Source organism: Peribacillus aracenensis (genome assembly GCF_025175645.1).
Classification (GTDB): domain Bacteria; phylum Bacillota; class Bacilli; order Bacillales; family DSM-1321; genus Peribacillus; species Peribacillus aracenensis.
The window spans coordinates 1-21,270 of sequence record NZ_JANZMJ010000053.1 but is presented as its reverse complement, the minus strand read 5'-3'; the positions used below and the strand labels follow the sequence as shown (position 1 = coordinate 21,270).

Below are 21,270 nucleotides of genomic sequence, written 5' to 3'. Positions count from 1 at the left end.
TCACTGAATCGACTACAGGTGTCGCGATCTCCGAAATGGCGCTGACCGTATCGTTTTTCAAAACATCATCAGTCGCAACCGATTGAGCGAAATCATAAGACTTTGTTAAAATATTCACTAACTCAGTCAGTTTTGGTAACTGCTCAACTAAAGTGTTCAATGATTCCTGAACCTCGGGCTTTAAAAGCTGATCAAGGATATCCAATTGTTCTTGGTTTGCAGAAATATTAAGTGTTTCATGTTCAGGTTTTGAGACTACATCTACCATATCTAATTCCCCTTTATACTTCATTATTTTGATTAATGTGTTTTCCGCCGATACTACTAATCATACGACTCTAACCTCTTAATTTCAAATATTTCTTTTGTGATACGAATATAATTTTTATAGTTATTATTAACAGTTATTAGGTGGATTTTGTGATTTATCTTAATATTCCAAAAAAACATTAAGATTATTCTAATTATAATACCTTATATAAAGAGACATTCTATAAGATTACGATTGGGGGTTCACCGCATTTCCTATTATATAGGGTGCATGATCTTTCGGTTACCGGCAGAATATGTAGACATCTTTTGTTTTGAATATATGTTTGGTCTGCTATAATGTCCATAATCTTTGAATATGCCATGCCTGAATGTGACCCAGGAATATTTTATCTGGTTTAGGGTAAAGAATATTATCTGAATTGGAGTTGATGCCCTTGGTAGAACGCAGGATATTAAAGGTCCGTGGTGAGAATATCGAAATATCCTCCAGGTATAATGAAAAATATAGTAAATGGAATTGTACAGCCAAAATTCCCAATAGTTCTATCATTGCTTATTGTCGTGATAAGAATAGGCTTCGTGCTGAGACCGTTTCTATGAGCAGGTTACTAATTACTTATGATGACTATAAAGTTGTCTGAGATGTATAGGGATAATTCATAAATAGAAAAAAGGCGCATAACCTAGAAGATGATGGTTGGGCGCCTTTTTTATTGAAGGAGGAATAATGCTAAGTTTCATCATCAGGCTCCTATATATCTTCGAAAATGGAAATATATCTCCGAAAACACCGATTTATCTACGAATTATACGTTTTATCGATTTTTCGACAAAACTCTTTCTAAAAAAGCTATTTTCTTATTGAATTGCAACAAAATTGTCAAAAAAAATATCAGAAAATACTGATAAGGAAAGTAAAATTATGTTAATATATTTAAAAAAAGTATTATTTTCTAAGTAATAATAACTTTTTTTAAACGATCTCCATAAATGGAGTGTAGGGCCTACCTTTTTATAAACAGTAATTAGCAGGCTTACAGAATAAGATTATCAATTGGTTTTGCTAAAATAAAATGAAATGGAGTGATAGAATGGTTAATATTACCGGATATGGAAAAGCGACAGAAGAGGCAGTGAATAATTTTCAGCAATTTGTGGGTTTTGAGATTCCTGCAGATTATAAACAATTTCTCCTTACACATAATGGCGGCACAACTGCAGTTCAAAACAGTAAGTTTTATGTAGATGGATTAGACACGCTCGTTTGCTTAAAAGTACTTTATGGATTAGAGATTCAAGATAAAGAACTGGATCTACAGAAATGGCATGAAGAAAATAGGGAAAACTTACATAAGAATTGCATTATAATTGGTAATGATACATGTGCAGGTAAAATCTTGCTGATAGATAACGAAGAGGAAAAGGGAGTTTATTTCTGGGATCAGGGTTGGTATTCGGATCCATCAAGTCAGGATGAAAATATTTATAAAGTTGCAACGAGTTTTAAATCCTTCATTGAGGGATTAAAAATCCCGGAAGAAATCTAATTTTATTTGAATCCCCTTGATTGGCTCATACCATTCAAGGTTTTTTATTTTCATTTCAATAAATGGAATGATATGAAGGATTGTCATGTTAATGAGGAGATAAAGATGTATAAAATATTATTGGTTGAAGACGATTTCAAAATAGCGGGAATCTTAGTCAATTATTTAAAAAGGTATGGGTATGAGGTATTTGAAGTGAAGCAACTGGACCAAGTCTTTGCGGAGTTCCAAGAGGTAAAGCCAGATCTGGTTTTATTGGATATTAATCTTCCCTATTATGATGGTTTTCATTGGTGCCGCCTAATAAGGACGGTTTCAAAGGTTCCCATCATATTCATCTCTGCAAGGACAGATGAAATGAACCAAGTCATGGCCATTGAATATGGAGGGGATGATTATTTAACAAAACCGTTTCATTTGGAAGTGGTACTAGCGAAAATAAAGAGTGTCCTACGCAGGGTGTATGGTGAATATGCGGAAATATCCTCATCCCACCAAAAAATAAAGGAAATGGCTGGGTTAACGCTTTATATGGAAAAAGCGATGATCGAATATCAGGGCATGCGGGTAACGTTAACTCAAAATGAGTTGAAATTATTGAGTTGTTTACTACGTCAGTATGACAACATTGTCTCGCGTGAAGATTTACTTGAAGCATTATGGAATGATGATTCATTTGTTGATGACAATACATTGACCGTCAATGTCACAAGGGTACGGAGAAAACTTGAGGATATTGGCGTCAAGCACGCCATAACAACTAGCAGGGGAAAAGGATATCGACTTAAAATAGTGCAAGGAGAAGAAAAGTGAAGCTGAAATCCTTTATAAAAGATCGCCTTTATTTTATTTTTTATACCGTTCTATTGGTAGGCCTGCTTATCATTGCTTATGCATTAGCCGTTCTGGAAGCGGGGAATCACATATCAATTTCGAATATTGTCTATATATTTATTCTCGCGTTGTTTATGATGCTTCTATTTTTAGGGGCGGATTATATAAGGCATTACCGTTTTCTTAATCAATTAGCAAGGATGAAGCAAGAACCGAGCTTGTCGTTTGAATATGTCGAAGCTTTTAGGGAACCCCTGTCAAATGAACAAAAGTTGTGGATGGAACTTTTTCAACAAATGAACCAGGTAACAATTGGACAATTACAAGAACAAATCAAACAGAAGGAGCAATATGAGCTGTTGATCCATCAATGGGTTCATCAAATGAAGACACCCGTTTCAGTCATTTCCTTACTGCTTCAAGAAGGCAAAAGAACAATTTCGAGTGAATCGATGAAGGATTATCTTAAAGAGATAGAGGAAGAAAATGATCGATTTCGCAGAGGACTGGAAATTATTTTGCATGGAGCAAGGCTGCAGCGTTTTTCAGAGGATGTAAAATCGGAGCGGGTTGACTTAATTAATCTAGTCAAGCAAGTGATTAACGAGGAAAAGAAACAGTTCATCAAACGGTTCATATATCCCAGGCTTGACACGGAGCTTGAGAATTTATATGTGCATTCGGATCGTAAGTGGCTCCACTTCGCCATTAGTCAGGTGGTCTTTAATGCGCTGAAGTACTCAAGGCAGGAAGAGCATGACAGCATAACGTTCAGCTTTGTTGAAAAAGAGTCGGAGATTATGCTTAGGATAACAGATCAAGGAATTGGAATCGTCCCACATGATGTAAAACGGGTGTTTGATCCATTTTTTACTGGAGAGAACGGGCGAGCGCAACAGGAGTCAACCGGGATGGGATTATATCTAGTGAAGGAAATCGTTAACAGGCTTGGGCATGGTATTACCATTCAATCGACTGTATCGGAAGGGACTACTGTGGAATTTCTCTTTAAGACAAATACCTTACATGAAAGGTGACAGAATTGTAAGGGTGTTAAAAGATTATGTAATAAACATCGATGGGAACTTCCCGCTTTATTCAATATACTTACGGTAAGAAAGGGAGGTATTCAGGATGTCGATTTTAAAAGCGGAGCAATTATCCAAAACTTATTTTCAAAAGCAGGGGAATTTATTTCATAAAGCATTACATAATTTCACCATGAATGTACAGAAAGGGGAATTTGTCGGGGTGATGGGTCCATCAGGCAGCGGGAAAACCACTCTGCTTAACTTAATGGCCACGATTGATAAGCCGACCACAGGTAAAGTCATTCTAAATGATCAAAACCCTAACGAATTAAACAATCAGGACCTGGCTTTGTTTCGCAGGAGGGAGATTGGGTTTGTTTTTCAAGACTTCAACCTTCTTGATACACTTACCGTTCGCGAAAATATCCTCCTTCCTTTAGCGTTAGATCATTATAAATTGAAGGAAATGGAAAATAGGGTAAATCAGTTGGCGAACCTTCTTGGTATAGAAGGGATTTTAGAAAAGCGGACTTATGAAATTTCCGGAGGTCAGCAGCAACGAACGGCTTGTGCAAGAGCGATGATTCATGAGCCTTCCATTATTTTAGCGGATGAACCTACTGGTAATTTGGATTCCAAATCCGCCAAGCAGGTAATGGATACCCTCACGACACTTCAGGAGAAAAAGGGAGCGACCATCCTCATGGTCACTCATGACCCGACTGCTGCCAGCTTCTGTGACCGGATTCTATTCATAAAGGATGGCAAGTTCTTTTCGGAGGTGCACAGCGGAGGGGAAAGACAGAGTTTCCATCAAAGGATTTTAGATACGTTAAGCGTTTTGGGAGGAGTCTATCATGAACATCCGACTTCTCGCTAAGAGAAATATCCAAGGAAATGCACAACGTTATCTAGCTTATTTTTTCAGTATCGTCCTTTCCGTCTCAATCTTTTTTATTTACGCATCATTTATCTTTCATCCTGATGTGGTCACTGCGAATATCCCGGGGGGACAGCTAATTAGTAAGGGACTCATAGCAGCAGAAATAGTGATCATCATATTTTCGGTTTTCTTTATCGCTTATTCAAATGCCGCATTTATACAGCCGCGGAAAAAAGAGTTTGGGCTGCTGACACTGCTTGGAATGTCCAGATCCCAACTAAGAAAACTGATTTACTTGGAGCAAACGATGGTTTCCCTCATATCCATCCTGATTGGGGTAGGCTTGGGTCTCTTGTTCTCAAAGTTATTCTTAATGGCAGTTTCTTGGTTATTAGCTGTAGAGCAACCAATATCGTTTGTCTTTGTCCCTGAGGCCTTTGTTTATACGATTGTTGGTTTCGTTTTGCTATTTCAGCTACTATCACTCCTTTCATTGTTTCACATTGGAAAAGCGGAGGTCGTCGATTTACTAAAAGATAAACAAAAACCAAAAAAGACGCCCTTCGTTTCAAAGTGGTTAATTGCATTATCAGCAGTTTGCTTAAGCGTTTCTTATTATTTGGCAGGCACTATGTCGTTGAACAATTCTTATATTCGAGTAATGCCCATTTTATTCTTCGTACTGATAGGCACCTATTTTTTATTCAGCCAAAGTATTGTCGCTCTTTGCAGCAGGCTTTACCGGAAGAAGAAAAGCTTATATGGCGGAACGAATTTAATTACTCAAACAAACCTGATCTTTAATATTAAAGACTATTCGAGATTATTCTTTTTGACCTCGATCATAACAGCCGTCATTTTGACAGCTGCAGGCACACTTTTCATGTTCAGTGCAGACTTAAAAAAGCAAGGGATGAATAACATTCCGCAATCAATTGGCTGGGTGGAAAATGACGCTTCTATATATTCCATTATTGAACCATCCGCAGTAGAGGAAGCATTGAAGGAAGATGGATTCAAGATCCTTTACGAAGTAAATATGACGGGTGTACCCATTACCCACATGTTACCCCATATGAGAACGGGAGAATCCAATGAAAATAGGTCATTATTAATCTCGGAAAGTGATTATAACAATGTGGCTGCATTGCGAAAGATTGATCCGGCAAAGTTATCTGGAAAGGAAGCGTTATACATTTTTCCTTATGGAGGACTGGATTATCACTTCGTCCAAAAGGGAGAAAAAAAGGTACTTCACTATGGTAAACAAACCATGCAGGTAACAATGATTGGTCAGCGCAATCAATCCATAGTCACCCCCCTAAAGTCAGCAACGACCCTGATGGTGGTCGATGATCGGCTATTTCAAGAAATAACTGCTGATGTGCCAATAAAAGAAAAGGTAAGAGTACGCGGGTACGAAATTAAAGATTGGGAAGAATCAATGGAAACATCCAGTAAAATCGAAAAAATGTCTAACAATCCAGACCATAATCAATTGCAAACAAGAGCTCCGATTTATCAAGAAATGAAACAAGGAAGCATTTTGATACTTTTTATCGGCTTGTTTGTCAGTTTATTATTCTTTATCGTCCAAGGAAGCATGATGTATCTCCGAGTTTTTACGAATTTAGAAGATAAAAAAATCCAAATTCATGCCCTTCATCGATTGGGACTGACAAAAAAAGAAATACGGCATATTTTAAGTGCGGAAATACGCACCCTCTTTTTCGCTCCTTTTCTGATAGGGATGACTCATGCCATCATCGCCTACGTGGCATTAAGCAATTTATTGGGATCCAACTTGTTCGTCTATTCTGCTATGGTCATCGGAATGTATTTTCTTTTTCAACTGCTATATTATCAAGTAACAAAAAAGATGTATGAGCGGGCAGTCATCAATTCGATTAAATAAAAGCTGTCATTTATAAATGGAATCAGGGGGCAGGCCCTGATTCCATTTTTGTTTTCCTATATGATAAATTGGTTAATATGTACTATTGAAAGGGAAGCGATTCCCTTTTTTCGCGAAACTTGATATAAAAAATGTGAATTATGGTGTAACTTTACAGACGGAACCTTTAGGTTCTTGTAATATTTTCATATAAAGGGTAAAATTATTTATTTGAAGAGAAAGTACCAAACCCAACATCGTCAAAATTCCCCTTTTCCTTACATAAAACTATATTAGTATAATTATTTATTGGAAATTATATGATTTATTAGAAAAAACTTTTAGTTGATTCAATGCAGATAAGATTTGAAAAAGTTATATGGTCGAAAGTTAGTGGGTAATCTGTTAATTACTTGATAAATTATAGTATTATATACCTGGAATTATAGAGAATATTAGATTTTTCTCTATTTCTTTGTCCCTTTATATAGTAAACTCAGAATAGGTTCGTTAACTTTTAGCTGCTAGAGATGAGGTAAGTTTAATCCTATGAAAAATAAAAAGTTAAGGGCATTTCTTTATTTGACCATTCTTTTATTGATTGTTTTCATTTTTCTAAATATGTTTTCAACATATTTAAGCATTAAAAATTCTGTCCAAAAATCCGTTGCTAATCAAAACTTGGTAGCTGCTAGATCTATAGCCGACTCAATGGATATAGAGGCCTATCAGCGATTTCTTAATAACCAAGTAAAGAGCCAGGAATATAAGGATATAAAAACTTACTTAGAGGATGCCCGTGAAAAAATAGGAGCATTATATGTTTATACCATCATGATTGATAATCCGGAAGTATCTAAGGCTATGATTACTGGGTTTTCTAAAGATCATAAAGGGAATTTTCCTATCGGTGGTGCATGTACTGTTCCGCCGGAGCAGGTCAAACAGGGGTATGAAGGCAAAAGCTTCATTACCGGGATTCTAGAAGATCCGGAGTATGGTGAATATTTGACTGTGGGAGTGCCAATGAAAAATAAAGATGGCGACATAATTGGTTTTTTGGGCATTGATGTGAGCGCAGAAGATATTAATGCCATTAACGGCAAGGTATTGAAAAGCAGCATTGCCATTCTTGTCTATAATGGTGGATTTGTTATCATGCTGCTGGTTACCTTTTTTGTCATTCAAAAATGGTACCAAAAGGAACTGACACGTGAAGTGGGGGATACGGAAGATACGTATCAATCGGAATTTCAATCGCTCATTGCTTCAGTCCGCTCATTGAGGCATGATTTTTCCAATCATATTCAGGTGATACATGGACTGCTTAAATTAGAGGAGAATGCAAAAGCACTCGAATACTTAACCGGTCTTTCAAAAGAAGTGCATTCAATTGAATCGATGCAATTGGATGTGACCCACCCGGGCTTATCTGTTCTGTTAGAGACAAAAAGGCTCTCGGCCCAGAATTATAACATTGATATTGAGGTTGATGTTTCATTCGAATCCTTCAATCGAATAAAAACAATCGATTTGATTAAATTATTATCAAATGTTATCGACAATGCTATTGAGGCAACAATTGAATTGCCAGAGCAAGAACGCCGAATGAATATTGCCTGCAAAGCTGATGGTGAAAAGTATACGTTTATGGTCACGAATACCGGACCAATGATTTCGGAATTAGATTTGGAGAATATATTCGCCAGCGGATTTTCAACCAAAAAGGCACAAAAGGGAAAAGTTCGCGGACAAGGATTGTTCATCGTTAAAGACTTAGTGAACAGATATGATGGAGAGATTCATGTACAATCTTCAGTAAAAGAAACAACCGTTACGATGATCATACCCGTAAATGGAAAAATCGGCTAAATTGATCTAAAGACAATAGAAAAAAAGGTATGATTCCTCAAATGCAGAAGGAATCATACCTTTTTTGCGATTCCATTAAATGGATTATATCTCCTTCTGCCAGGGGAAGGGGCAATGGATCTGTGAGCCTCAAATGTATTTTCGGCAATTCTACACTCTGACAATCTGAGAGATATAACTATGACAATTATTAGGGGGGGAAAAGTTGAATAAAAGTACCTGAATTGGACATAATGGGTAGATGTTTAGCTGCTTTCATCGAGATTATGATAAGATAGGGAAAAATCATTTAAGGCAGTGAGATTGTGAAAAAACAAAAAGGAAAACTTCTCGTTATCATTGGACCGACTGCTGTTGGGAAAACGAAGATGAGTATTGAGATGGCAAAGTTATTTAATGGTGAAATCATTAGCGGGGATTCCATGCAGGTTTATAAGGGGATGGATATTGGGACTGCAAAAATCAAAAGGGAAGAAACAGAGGGAATTCCTCATTATTTACTAGATATTAAAGACCCTGATGAACCATTTAGTGCGGCGGAGTTCCAGGATCGGGCTAATGCTTGTATCAAGGAGATTCAAAGCAGGGGTAAACTTCCCATTATCGTCGGTGGAACAGGATTATACATACAATCGGTCATTTATGATTATCAATTTTCGGAGGCGCCATCCGACCCTGTTTATAGGGAGGGACTTGAAAAACAGGTTAGGGAGTTGGGGATTGATCCCATTTTTGAACAATTACGCAGCGTTGACCCGGAAAGTGCGAATCGGATTCATCCTAATAATGTAAGAAGGGTGATCAGGGCACTAGAGATTTTTCATTGTACTGGTAAAACAATGAGTGAGCAGTTGAATGAACAGCCTACAGAATTGAAATATGATACGTGCATCATTGGATTGACTATGGAACGTGAAAGGTTATATCAACGCATCGATCAGCGTGTTGATGGAATGGTGGAAGAAGGGCTGATTCAAGAGGTAGAGTCATTTTATGAAAAAGGTTTGAGGGATTGCCAATCAATCCAGGCTATAGGATATAAAGAAATCTATGATTTTTTTGATGGTAGGGCTTCTTTGGATGAAGCAGTTGAGACATTGAAGCAAAACTCCCGTCGATATGCAAAAAGGCAATTGACCTGGTTTCGGAATAAAATGGATGTAATTTGGTTTGATATGACCGATCTCGAGGGTTTTCCAAAAAAAATACATGAAATATCTGGATTTGTAGCAGGAAAGCTTTTCAGTGAAGGCGAATACATAAATTTAGAGAGAAAAGAGGAGGACTAATACATGAAACAATCAGTAAATATTCAAGATCAGTTTCTTAATCAATTACGTAAAGATGGTACGTATGTGACGGTATTTTTACTAAACGGTTTCCAGATTAGAGGACAAGTGAAAGGGTTCGATAATTTTACCGTTTTATTTGAATCAGAGGGCAAACAACAATTAGTCTATAAACATGCGATCTCTACATTTGCTCCACAACGTAATGTTCAGATTGATTACGAAGTGAAGGAATAATCATATATATGAATGTAAAAAACAGGTTTAGCTTATAGCGACCTGTTTTTTTTGCATGCACTTCTCTGTTCTTTTTCAAAGAATCGATAATTTTACGTACCTGATTTGAATATATATTAAGGAACGGATTATTTTCCGGGAAACCGCAGGAAATGACATTACCCCTAATAAAATGGTGAACGGAAATGGGGTTTGTCGGAACATATCCTCCGAGGAAATAATCCTGTCAGAGTAAGCTGCTTACCAGGTAGGAATGGGGCTTATTCTCGAAAAGAAATAAACGAATTTTCCGATGGGGTAGTTTTGGCTAGGCAATATATGCCTATGACCATCATAAATTGAAAATTGTGGTGTTAGAGTTAGGGTCCAAGATGGAGAGGTGAATGCATTGGAACAACCGATCCGTATGAAAAATAACGGGCAAATCAATATTGTGTTTAACGCGGAAAACAGAAAAGCGCTACAAAAGGATCTGCCGATAAAAGAAATTTTGGTACAGGAAATCCCCCACCAGCATGTGGCATTGAAAGAGATTGAAGATGAACTGAAATCGCTGGTCGGAATGGAAGAAATGAAACGGATGATAAAAGAGATATATGCCTGGATTTACATCAATAAACAGCGTGAGGCAAAGGGGTTGAAAACTGGCAGGCAAGCCCTGCATATGATGTTTAAAGGAAATCCCGGAACAGGGAAAACAACGGTTGCACGTTTAATCGGTAAGTTGTTTCAAAAAATGAATGTCCTTTCGAAAGGGCATTTAATTGAGGCGGAGAGGGCAGATTTAGTCGGGGAATACATTGGTCATACTGCCCAAAAAACTAGGGATCTAATTAAAAAGGCCATTGGCGGGATCCTATTTATTGATGAAGCCTATTCCTTGGGAAGAGGCGGCGAAAAGGATTTTGGAAAAGAAGCCATAGATACCCTAGTCAAGCATATGGAGGATCGGCAGCACGAATTCATTTTGATCCTTGCTGGATATTCGAGGGAGATGGATTATTTCCTCAGCCTTAATCCTGGTCTTCATTCCAGGTTCCCGCTTGTGATTGATTTTCCGGATTATACGATTGAACAGTTAATGGAAATAGCCGATCGGATGCTGCAGGAAAAGGAGTATCTAATGAATCGGGATGCCGAAAGAAAATTAAAAGAACATTTAATCATATTGCGTTCATTCCGGGGACCTATTTCGTTTTCCAACGGACGTTATATCCGCAATGTACTTGAAAAGTCTATCAGGGCGCAGGCAATGAGGCTTTTACTGGAAGATTCATTTGAAAAATCCGATTTACTGACGCTGACCAGCCAAGATTTGATTTTCGAGGATGATGAGAAAGAATGACATGGAAAAGCCCACCAAGATGGCGGGCTTTTCAAATTTATGTTTTAGGCACCCATTTCTTATTGGGAAGATGCCAATTGTTGGTGTAAGATAGGACTCGCAATATCGTGATGACGGCAAAGAGCGAATAAAGCTGCCATGACTGGGATAATACACCACTGCCTAGAGCCAAGCCTGCAATGATGGCCCATACTACGTAGATTTCTTTTCTGAAGACCAATGGCTTCCTTCCAGCTAACACGTCACGGATTATACCGCCGCCGCATCCGGTTAATGCAGCTGATACAATGATGGCGCTTATTGGGTGATTAAGTTCCACAGCATACATCGCCCCTTGGATGGCAAAGGCTGAAAGGCCAATGGCATCACTGAGGTTTCCCCATCTGTCCCAGTGCTTTGAAAGGTTTGTAGGAAAAACAAAAACGATGGTGATGGATACTAAAGCGATGACAAAATAGAAACTTTGATCCCATAACGCTGAAACGGGGACGCCGATCAACAGGTTGCGGATTGCCCCTCCGCCAAAGGCGGTTATGATTCCCAAAATATAAACTCCCAAAATATCATACTCTTCTTCCATGGCGATGATGGTTCCGCTAATAGCGAATGCAATCGTACCTATTAAGCTTAATACTTCCCATGTCATATGAATGTCCCTCTATGTCTTTTCGATTTTAATGGTAAAGCCAAATTTGATTTTAGCATGTTATCGGAATTTTTAAAACGGTTAAAAGCTTCGTTTTGAGGGAATTTTTATATATTCAATTTTTTTGTTATGATTAACAGAAATCTACCAGAAAGTGGTGCTTGTGATTTGGAAGAAACAAAAAAGGAAACGGCCGTGTTGATTGGGTGTCAAACAACTGAGGCTAATGAACGTTTTGAATATTCACTCGATGAATTGGCTTCTTTGGCGAAGACGGCGAATGGTGAAGTTTTAATGACCATCTCCCAGAAAAGGGAAAGTGTTGATCCTGCTACATATATAGGAAAAGGAAAAGTGGAGGAACTTCGGAATCTGGAAGAGGAGCTGGAGCCGGATTTATTTATCTTTAATGATGAACTATCCCCGAGCCAGATTCGGAACCTTTCGAAACAATTGGAGGCAAGGGTCATTGACCGGACACAGCTGATATTGGATATTTTTGCTCAGCGGGCGCGATCCAGAGAAGGCAAGCTGCAAGTTGAACTTGCCCAGCTCCAATATTTATTGCCGCGTTTGGTCGGACAGGGGACGGCGATGTCCAGGCTAGGAGGCGGTATCGGCACCAGGGGACCAGGGGAGACAAAGCTGGAAAGCGACCGACGCCACATCCGTGGGAAAATAGATGAAATCAAGCAACAATTAAGTGGAATAGTGAAGCATCGTGAACGCTATCGTGATAGAAGGAAACGTAATAAGACCTTTCAAATAGCACTCGTAGGATACACGAATGCAGGTAAATCAACGCTGTTCAACCGTTTGACAGAGGCGGATTCATACGAAGAGAACCAATTGTTCGCTACATTGGATCCCATGACACGAAAAGCGATTCTTCCTAGCGGATTTACCGTGCTGCTGACGGATACTGTTGGATTCATACAAGATTTGCCGACATCTTTAATTGCCGCATTTCGTTCTACCCTTGAAGAAGTGAAAGAAGCGGATCTGTTGCTCCATGTGGTCGATTCCTCAAGTACAGATTACTTTAATCATCAGAAAACGGTGCAGGATTTGCTAAATGACTTAGATGTCCCTTCCATTCCACAGCTAACGTTGTATAATAAGAAAGATAAGATTCACACTGATTTTGTCAGGTCAGCAAGTCGTGCTTCATTGATGATCAGTGCCTATGAACAATCGGACTTGAATCAAATCATGGAAGAAATTGAAAAGTACGTGATTGAAGAAATGGTCCCGTATCATGTTTTCCTGCCGTCGAGTGAGGGTAAATTATTATCACAGCTGAAAAATGAAACCATATTGCGCACTCTCTCCTTTAATGAAGAATCGGAAAGGTATGAATGCAAAGGTTTTTGTCTAGCTGATCATCCAATAACCGGGCAGCTGGAGAAATATTCATTATAAAGGGGAATTTTGATGTATCAGCAGTTAACTAATGGAGAAGTGTTGAAAAACATTGCCGAGGAAGTGGAAGCAATGATTTCTCCGTTACATAAGCAAGTGGATGAACGAATTGAAGAAAATCAATTCCGCGTATTACAAAGTTATCAAGCACATAGAGTGAGTGATTCCCATTTCATCCCGACAACAGGGTATGGATACGACGATATGGGCCGCGATACGCTGGAATTGATATATGCAGATGTATTTGGAGCGGAAGCTGGATTGGTGCGTCCCCAAATTATTTCAGGCACACACGCCATCTCCACCGCTCTTTTCGGCATATTGCGCCCAGGGGATGAATTGTTATACATAACTGGAAAGCCGTATGACACTTTGGAAGAAATTGTGGGTATCCGGGGTTCGGGTATCGGATCTTTGCGTGATTTTCAGATCAGCTATAAGGCCGTTCCATTAGGGGAAACTGGAACCGTTGATTTTGAAGCCGTCAAACAAGCCATCCAACCAAATACGAAGATGATCGGTATACAACGGTCAAAAGGGTATGCTACACGTCCATCCTTTACGATTGATGAAATAAGGGAAATGATTTCTTTTGTAAAAGACATTAACCCTGAAATCGTCGTATTCGTGGACAATTGTTATGGAGAGTTTGTCGAGACGCAAGAACCATGTCACGTCGGAGCGGATTTAATGGCAGGTTCACTCATTAAAAACCCCGGTGGAGGGATAGTGAAGACCGGAGGATACATTGTTGGTAAAAAGGACCTGGTTGAAGCTTGCTCCTATCGGTTAACATCCCCAGGAATTGGGGCTGAAGCAGGTGCGTCGCTTTATAGTCTGCAGGAAATGTACCAAGGATTCTTCCTTGCACCACATGTCGTGGGCCAAGCTGTTAAAGGAGCCATTTTCACAGCTGCCTTTTTAGAAAAACTCGGTATGAATACATCTCCTAAATGGGATGCGAAGCGAACTGACTTGATTCAATCCGTCCAATTTAATGACCGGGATAAGATGGTTGCCTTCTGTCAGGCCATCCAATATGCCTCACCAATCAATTCACATGTGACCCCATATCCTGCCTATATGCCAGGATATGAAGACGATGTAATCATGGCTGCGGGTACCTTTATACAAGGGGCCAGCATTGAACTTACAGCAGATGGTCCGACAAGGGCTCCATATGTTGCCTACGTTCAAGGCGGCTTGACATACGCCCATGTTAAAGTAGCTGTATTGACTGCAGTGAATGCGCTAATGGACAAAAAGCTGATTCAATTGTAAACGAAATTAAGTTAGGAATGTTATGGGAATCCAAATACAATTGGATTCCCGCAAAAGCAATAGTCATAATATTTGAGTAGAACAAATCATTTAATTTTTCTGAAAGAATTATGTTATAAAATGTAACATCATATTGACAAGTTTAATAACATGATATAATATAATTTTAGATAAACAAAAGGAGGATGCTAAGAATGAGCGGCAACAACATTCGGCGTTCGATGCCTCTTTTTTCCATCGGAATCGTCATGCAGCTAACTGAGTTGTCTGCACGCCAAATTCGATATTACGAAGAGCATCAACTTATTACTCCTATGAGAACAGATGGAAATCGTCGGGTTTTCTCATTAAACGATATCGATCGACTGCTTGAGATTAAAGACTTAATCGAACAAGGAGTCAATCTGGCCGGCATCAAAAAGATTTTCACTGTAAAGGAACAGAATTTACCTAAAACTCAAGAATTAGAACAAGCGGAAAAGATAAGACAGGACCTTAGTGACGAGGAGCTTCGCAAGCTTCTGCGTACCGAGCTTTTACAAGGAAGCAAGCATCGAACATCTCTTCGACAAGGGGATATGTCCCGTTTTTTCCAATAAAAATATGATTTATGAATGATTATTAGGGGGAATAGAAATTGACAAAGTTCACACGTGAAGACATCACTCGTTTAGCGAAAGAAGAAAATGTTAAGTACATTCGTTTACAATTCACTGACATTTTAGGGACAATTAAAAACGTTGAAATCCCAGTCAGTCAATTAGAAAAAGCACTTGATAATAAAATGATGTTTGACGGATCTTCCATTGAAGGCTTCGTACGTATTGAAGAGTCTGATATGTACCTATATCCTGATTTAAATACATGGGTTATCTTCCCTTGGACTTCCGAAAAAGGTAAAGTCGCACGTTTAATCTGTGATATTTACAATACGGATGGAACACCTTTTGATGGAGATCCACGTGCAAACCTAAAACGTGTTCTTGCAGAAGCTAGGGAAATGGGCTTCACAGATTTCAATCTTGGACCTGAACCTGAATTCTTCCTATTCAAACTGGATGCAGCAGGCGAGCCGACTCTAGAATTGAACGATAAAGGCGGATACTTTGACCTTGCACCTACTGACCTAGGAGAAAACTGCCGTCGCGATATCGTTCTTGAGCTTGAAGAAATGGGATTTGAAATCGAAGCATCCCACCATGAAGTAGCTCCAGGACAACATGAAATTGACTTTAAATATGCAGATGCAGTTTCAGCTTGCGATAACATCCAAACATTTAAATTGGTTGTTAAAACTATTGCCCGCAAACATGGTTTACACGCGACATTCATGCCAAAACCATTGTTCGGTGTTAACGGATCTGGTATGCACTGTAACGTTTCTCTATTCAAAGGCAAAGAAAACGCATTTTATGATAAACAAGGTAAATTGGAATTAAGTAAAACAGCTGAGCAATTTATTGCAGGTATCATTAAGCACGCTCCAAGCTTCACTGCGGTAACAAACCCAACTGTTAACTCATACAAACGTCTAGTTCCTGGTTACGAAGCTCCTTGTTATGTTGCATGGTCCGCTAAAAACCGTAGCCCACTAATCCGTATCCCAGCATCACGCGGAGTAAGTACTCGCGTAGAGGTACGCAGTGTCGATCCAGCAGCAAACCCATACTTGGCACTTGCAGTTATACTAAAAGCTGGTCTTGACGGTATCAAGAACGACTTGACTCCTCCAGCTCCAGTTGACCGCAACATCTATGTTATGAATAAAGAAGAGCGTGAAGAAGTAGGTATCGTTGATCTACCAGCTACTTTATATGCTGCATTGGAAACATTAAAAGCCGATGAAGTCATCAAAGAAGCATTAGGTGAACATTTACTTGAACACTTCGTCGAAGCAAAAGAAATCGAGTGGGATATGTTCCGCACACAAGTTCACCCATGGGAACGCGAACAATATATGTCAATGTATTAATATCTCAAACCCTTGGCACCTTTGGTGTCAGGGGTTTTTCTATTTCGGGCATTCATTTATAAAATCTAGTGAAGTTATCAGCTGCCCGATAATTGCCCGAAAAAAATTCAAAAAAATTATTCAAGGACATTTTTCATATGCTCCTCGAATTTATCCATTGTGTCATGTTCAATTTTTTTACTAATATGTGAGTATACATCTGCTGTGATTTGCATACTGCCATGACCTAAACGCTCTTGAATGTATTTCATGCTTGCGCCAGCCTCTAACTGTAAAACTGCATGCGTATGTCGAGTAGAGTGAATAGGCAAAGAGGGAAGCTCTGCTTTTTTTAGGATACGAGCGGAAGGAACGAGTTATTCCAAGCTTTCCTATTTTAAAGATAATGCTCCTAAAGCTTTGGCAGCAGGGTTAAAAGTCGGGGCCTATCACTATGCTAAGTTTGCGACTGTAGCAGAGGCATAGGAGTATCTAAAAGAGCATTTAAATGAGTTTGATTTCATCTGGACAAGTCCACCTTGTCAAACACATAGCAGTTTTAAACAAAATATCGGGGTGAGATTTAGAGGTGTTGAAGCTGTCTATCCAGATATGAAATTGTATCAGGAGATTATTTTCCTGCAATACAACTTCAAAGGAAAATGGGTGGTCGAGAATGTGAACCCTTATTACAATCCTTTGATTGAGCCAAACGTTGGTAAACACATATTAGATAGCGCAGCTGTAAACGTATAGTTCGACTAAACTATGAAATCCAATAATGGACCAACCAAACGGCAAACGTAAAAATAAGGAGTACTCCATAGAAAGCGAATACCCAAGAGAGCCCACTTCCTTTAGTTTTAAACAGCTTATAAAAGATAAAACCTATGGACGATAAAAATAAAACAGTTAAGAGTATGTAAAGTATAGATTTTAGAATGTCCAGTGGTAGCACTCCTTTTACTACAGGTATTCTTATTGTGGGTGATTAAAACGAAATTAATTCATAGTACGAATAAACTATGAAACAAAAAATAACTATCCTGGAACAAGAATAGTTACAAAAATCCTTCTTTTTGCCGCATGAGGGTGTAGAGTACACGATTGATAAAGGTGGTTCGGCTAGTGTGGCAACAGGACAACTTGAATCAGTTAAAGATGAATCTCCGTTTTAATTATTAACAAAACTGGAAAAGAAAAAATGCCAGGATTTCTCCCGGCGATTGTGTGTATTTGGATGAGATATTATACCATAGGGGGAGAATGAATGAGTAACCAATTATCCTTCTTTCCGAAATTATTAGAAAATGACACTGAAAAAGAATTCAAGGTCATACACATGGAAAGGGCTTTGGAAAATAGCCTCGACAGTAATGAACGACAAATAATTGAAATGAAGTATCTCAGCCCGGAAAGGCAGAATGATATTAATATATATATGGAGCTTGGTTTACAAAAGACTCCATATTACGAAAAGAAGAAAGTTGCAATTTTTCAACTTGCATCCTCCTTAGGGATAATTTAAATAGCAAAAAGACCGATTTTTATTTCGGTCTTTTTTGTCTTTTAATTGTGTCATTAACCTATGTAGAGCATAGAATGAATTAACCCAAATGAGTTCCTCCTTAACCCAAATAAGGAGTGATTGTATGACTGGTTGTAGAGATGGCGGTTGTGGTGGATTTGGATTTGGAGGTGGTTTCGCACTATTAATTGTATTATTTATCCTCTTAGTCATTATCGGAGCTAGTTTTTGTGGCGGTTGCTGAGGATAAAGCCTATGGATATGGTGCGTGCTGCTAATATAATAAGCTGACCTCAATATTGGTCAGCTTTTTATTTTTTATTTCAATTTCAGATGGGATGATTTTAACTTTGTAAATCCGTATTTTCCTGATTCTTAATAAAAACCATGGACAAAAATAGGTACAAAATCAGGAGAAAAAGGCTGCTAAAATAGTGGCCTTTTTTTCTTGCCATTTTTATAAGATTATCTCAGGAAGTAATTCCTGGGAGACGCACAAAGCCTAAATCAAAGTGCATTACTCGAGTAGTCAAACAGGCATGAAGTTTATGCTGATGCACTTTGTTTGCGGTGGCTGCTGGAGGGGCAAGGGGGTAAAAGCACTCTTATATGTTTTTTGTAAACTATACCCTAAGTCCTTATTTATTTGTTAATTAGGTAGTCGTTTGGAAAAAATATGCAAAAAAGCAGGAGGATAGTCACCCTTTGTCAAATCCTAGACTTAAGGAGATGATTAGATGGTTTATATAGAAGCATTTTCAAAAGCTTTATCAGAATGGGATAATCAATTAGCGGGAGAAAGAGTAATAAGTCTCTCAGGAATTGTGCTGCAATGTTAGTGCAAATAGGTGACGATAGTTATAAAACCATAGGGTATTCAGATAATCCAATAAAATTTTTAGAATCTAGATTAATTGATCTGGTTCACAGGGAAAATTTTATGCCGGAGTTTTTGGTCAATAGTTTACTTAACTTTTTTAGCGATAATTTGAAAAAATCGATTAGTGAAAGAGATAATGCAATTGAAAACAATAAATTGATGCTTGAAAAAGCTGAAAAACTGAAGGTTGACCCTGACGGAAATAAATCCACTTGGAAACGGATTGCCTTTTTAGAAAGCGACGATTATTTAGAACTAGCTAAGATGCAACAAAAGACCTGGCATACAATAATTCAAGAACGCTTTAGTGATGAAAGTAGAAAAAGAATGGAAATTGAAGAAATTAAAGAAAGTGAGATGTCTTTTGCCGAAAGAGAAAGTTTTAATAATTCCATGTATAAAGTTCGTAGTAGAGTTTCAATACTGGTTTGTGCATTAATTATGGTTTCTTTATAAAAACCCAATTGAATATTTCTTCTCGCGCTCATCATTAACTCTTCAGATAATATAAATGGATTAATTTGATCCTTAATGACATTTGTGAATTGAACGATTTCCCCTTGTTTATCCATATCTATTAATTCCTTTTGAGTGACTAAATTGAGATGTAAAAAGAATAAAATTTTATCTTTAATTTTAAATTCAGGAATCATTAGATGTCGTGAAAGAATTGTTGAGACTTCTGGGATTTTTGTTGTGCTGCTAAAAACCTTGGTATATATTAAGTCATCTCTGCTGCAAACGTTCCGGGACATTTGCAGATATTAGACTAAATAGAATAAAATCGGAGGTGAAAAGAAAGCAAAGGAAGAGGCTAAAAGAAAAGAACGTGAGAGGATTGCAGAAAAGAACCGTCAGGGGAGTGATTTTCAATACGTTTTGAACGTCTTGTTTCGTTGGCAGGTTTGCGACTTGTTTACTAGATCTGAAGTTCCGTTTCAATCCCCCTGAAGGTTTCCCCTCCTCATCAAGTACTTCCCAGCCCCCAGCGGCAAAAGGACCTGAATCTTCATCTTTCTGAAAAGGAAAAAAGGAAATATATCGATGCTGTTTTGGTCTTAAAAGAAAAAGGGATATATGATCGGTACGTAGCATGGCATGCTGCTGCAGGGAGATTTCAAACCCCTCCCGTTAAGCCCCCGAAAGCAGGGAACGTTTCATTAGCATCAACCCGCAGTCATAATGGTCATGGGGAGCGGTCTGGGGCTGACAACGCCAATATCCATGGAAGTCATGGTGTTCAGCGAAATGCAGCTCATAGCGGGCCGGCGTTCTTACCTTGGCATCGCTATTTCCTATGGCTGTTCGAACGCGATCTTCAATCCGTTGTCGATGGACCGGCCCTTCATAATCTTGTGCATGGCTGGGTCGGGGGACATATGGGTTCTGTACCTGTTTCACCTAACGATCCAGTCTTCTTTTTACACCATGCCAATGTCGATCGGATATGGGCAATGTGGAAAATCCTGCAACGGGAGGAGAAATATCTCCCGAGAAGAAGTGGACCATTCGGCCATAACTTAAATGATCCTATGTTTCCGTGGGATATAACCCCCAAGAAGATGATCAATCATAGGAAATTGGGCTATATATACGATATGGAAAGGAAGATGGTGATGGGAGATCACCATTGATTGAAGGTCAACAAGGCGCAGTGTGAGCACTGCGCCAATTTGCATGAAAAAGCAGGTTTTTATACGCTAAAGATATTTTTCACCGAAACCCCGCGTTTGGCTAACATTGGGTTATATTCAGTTATTAGAAGAATAATTAAACTGCTATTTTGGTGATTTGTTTTTGTTTTTTCTTTTGGTTATAGAGAATCTTTAAGACCACGTTACGAAATGAATAAAGATGGCTGATATTATTATCGCTACACTAATCAAAAAAATCGGAAAGAACCCTGTATTGATGAAATGGCTATACATCCATGTAACATACATTAAATTCACCACTCAAAGTCCATATTTTTTAAAGAGAAAACTACCAGCGACAATAAAGAGAAATATAAATATATAAATTAAAAAAACTATAATTAGGATAGGGAGTCGTTTTATATTTTTCATCAAATTAATAATCTGGCTTATACAATTGAATGGTATTCATGACAAACAAAACTTTATCGAACTGTTCAAATACACTACGCTTAATGAACTAATCTGCCCCGTTAGTGCCATAAGAAAAAGGCTGCCGCAGCAACCCCTGTTAATGAACTAAACCAGCTAATAGGATGTCAATATCTTTCTCTAATATTTTCATTTCCCTTATGATATACTATTTTTGGCCATGCCAAATAACCCTCCAAAACCCTTTTGGAAGGATTTTTCTCTGTTTCACAAAACCGTTAATCAGGCTAA

18 protein-coding genes and 2 pseudogenes are annotated in these 21,270 nt (G+C 38.4%); 17 read left to right on the top strand and 3 right to left on the bottom strand.

Annotated features, from left to right (window positions below):
- Positions 1–268, bottom strand: a pseudogene (locus N0M92_RS28150) (DUF1641 domain-containing protein); the annotation flags it as partial.
- A 1,096-nt stretch (positions 269–1,364) separates the two neighbouring features.
- On the opposite strand from N0M92_RS28150, the gene N0M92_RS28145 reads away from it, so the two are divergent.
- The 9 genes from N0M92_RS28145 (at position 1,365) to spoVK (ending at position 11,205) form a co-directional block, all read left to right on the top strand.
- Positions 1,365–1,820, top strand: a complete 456-nt coding sequence (locus N0M92_RS28145; protein WP_260288883.1) for an SMI1/KNR4 family protein — start codon at positions 1,365–1,367, stop codon at positions 1,818–1,820.
- Positions 1,821–1,925: 105 nt separating this feature from the next.
- On the top strand, positions 1,926–2,633 hold the full coding sequence (locus tag N0M92_RS28140) for a response regulator transcription factor (protein ID WP_260288882.1): 708 nt from the start codon (positions 1,926–1,928) through the stop codon (positions 2,631–2,633).
- Positions 2,630–3,691 (top strand): sensor histidine kinase, encoded by a 1,062-nt coding sequence (locus N0M92_RS28135; protein WP_260288881.1) that lies wholly within the window; start codon positions 2,630–2,632, stop codon positions 3,689–3,691. Before N0M92_RS28140 ends, N0M92_RS28135 begins: the two co-directional genes overlap by 4 nt.
- A 97-nt stretch (positions 3,692–3,788) precedes the next feature.
- The gene (locus tag N0M92_RS28130; RefSeq protein ID WP_260288880.1) at positions 3,789–4,565 is read left to right on the top strand and encodes an ABC transporter ATP-binding protein; all 777 of its coding nucleotides are present in this window, start codon (positions 3,789–3,791) and stop codon (positions 4,563–4,565) included.
- The gene (locus tag N0M92_RS28125) at positions 4,543–6,483 is read left to right on the top strand and encodes an FtsX-like permease family protein (protein WP_260288879.1); all 1,941 of its coding nucleotides are present in this window, start codon (positions 4,543–4,545) and stop codon (positions 6,481–6,483) included. Before N0M92_RS28130 ends, N0M92_RS28125 begins: the two co-directional genes overlap by 23 nt.
- Before the next feature lie 528 nt (positions 6,484–7,011).
- Entirely contained in the window at positions 7,012–8,334 is a 1,323-nt protein-coding gene (locus N0M92_RS28120) for a sensor histidine kinase (RefSeq protein WP_260288878.1), read from the top strand.
- 302 nt (positions 8,335–8,636) lie between these two features.
- On the top strand, positions 8,637–9,623 hold the full coding sequence (gene miaA / locus N0M92_RS28115; RefSeq protein ID WP_260288885.1) for a tRNA (adenosine(37)-N6)-dimethylallyltransferase MiaA: 987 nt from the start codon (positions 8,637–8,639) through the stop codon (positions 9,621–9,623).
- Between the two features lie 3 nt (positions 9,624–9,626).
- On the top strand, positions 9,627–9,860 hold the full coding sequence (gene hfq / locus N0M92_RS28110) for an RNA chaperone Hfq (protein ID WP_034313436.1): 234 nt from the start codon (positions 9,627–9,629) through the stop codon (positions 9,858–9,860).
- A 388-nt stretch (positions 9,861–10,248) separates the two neighbouring features.
- Positions 10,249–11,205: a stage V sporulation protein K gene (gene spoVK / locus N0M92_RS28105; RefSeq protein WP_076368565.1), complete on the top strand. Its 957-nt coding sequence runs from the start codon at positions 10,249–10,251 to the stop codon at positions 11,203–11,205.
- A gap of 37 nt (positions 11,206–11,242) precedes the next feature.
- On the opposite strand, the gene N0M92_RS28100 is transcribed toward spoVK, so the two are convergent.
- Entirely contained in the window at positions 11,243–11,851 is a 609-nt protein-coding gene (locus tag N0M92_RS28100; protein WP_260288877.1) for a trimeric intracellular cation channel family protein, read from the bottom strand.
- Positions 11,852–12,019: 168 nt separating this feature from the next.
- Between N0M92_RS28100 and hflX the strand changes: the two genes are divergently transcribed.
- From hflX to glnA, 4 genes are all read left to right on the top strand, one after another.
- The gene (gene hflX / locus N0M92_RS28095) at positions 12,020–13,273 is read left to right on the top strand and encodes a GTPase HflX (RefSeq protein ID WP_397443937.1); all 1,254 of its coding nucleotides are present in this window, start codon (positions 12,020–12,022) and stop codon (positions 13,271–13,273) included.
- Between the two features lie 12 nt (positions 13,274–13,285).
- Positions 13,286–14,554 carry a methionine gamma-lyase family protein gene (locus N0M92_RS28090; RefSeq protein ID WP_260288875.1) on the top strand — a complete coding sequence of 423 codons (1,269 nt, stop codon included), beginning with the start codon at positions 13,286–13,288 and terminating at the stop codon, positions 14,552–14,554.
- 194 nt (positions 14,555–14,748) lie between these two features.
- Positions 14,749–15,153, top strand: coding sequence for a MerR family transcriptional regulator (locus N0M92_RS28085; protein WP_192204117.1), 405 nt, complete (start codon positions 14,749–14,751; stop codon positions 15,151–15,153).
- A 38-nt stretch (positions 15,154–15,191) separates the two neighbouring features.
- Entirely contained in the window at positions 15,192–16,526 is a 1,335-nt protein-coding gene (gene glnA / locus N0M92_RS28080; protein ID WP_260288874.1) for a type I glutamate--ammonia ligase, read from the top strand.
- A 116-nt stretch (positions 16,527–16,642) separates the two neighbouring features.
- Here the strand turns inward: glnA and N0M92_RS28075 are convergent.
- Positions 16,643–16,870, bottom strand: a pseudogene (locus N0M92_RS28075) (tyrosine-type recombinase/integrase); the annotation flags it as partial.
- A 905-nt stretch (positions 16,871–17,775) separates the two neighbouring features.
- On the opposite strand from N0M92_RS28075, the gene N0M92_RS28070 reads away from it, so the two are divergent.
- The 4 genes from N0M92_RS28070 (at position 17,776) to N0M92_RS28055 (ending at position 20,547) form a co-directional block, all read left to right on the top strand.
- On the top strand, positions 17,776–18,033 hold the full coding sequence (locus tag N0M92_RS28070; protein ID WP_260288873.1) for an ArpU family phage packaging/lysis transcriptional regulator: 258 nt from the start codon (positions 17,776–17,778) through the stop codon (positions 18,031–18,033).
- Between the two features lie 124 nt (positions 18,034–18,157).
- On the top strand, positions 18,158–18,277 hold the full coding sequence (locus N0M92_RS28065; protein WP_260288872.1) for a YjcZ family sporulation protein: 120 nt from the start codon (positions 18,158–18,160) through the stop codon (positions 18,275–18,277).
- 588 nt (positions 18,278–18,865) lie between these two features.
- Positions 18,866–19,369: a hypothetical protein gene (locus tag N0M92_RS28060; protein ID WP_260288871.1), complete on the top strand. Its 504-nt coding sequence runs from the start codon at positions 18,866–18,868 to the stop codon at positions 19,367–19,369.
- A gap of 596 nt (positions 19,370–19,965) precedes the next feature.
- Positions 19,966–20,547, top strand: coding sequence for a tyrosinase family protein (locus N0M92_RS28055; RefSeq protein WP_260288870.1), 582 nt, complete (start codon positions 19,966–19,968; stop codon positions 20,545–20,547).
- Positions 20,548–21,270 lie beyond the last annotated feature (723 nt).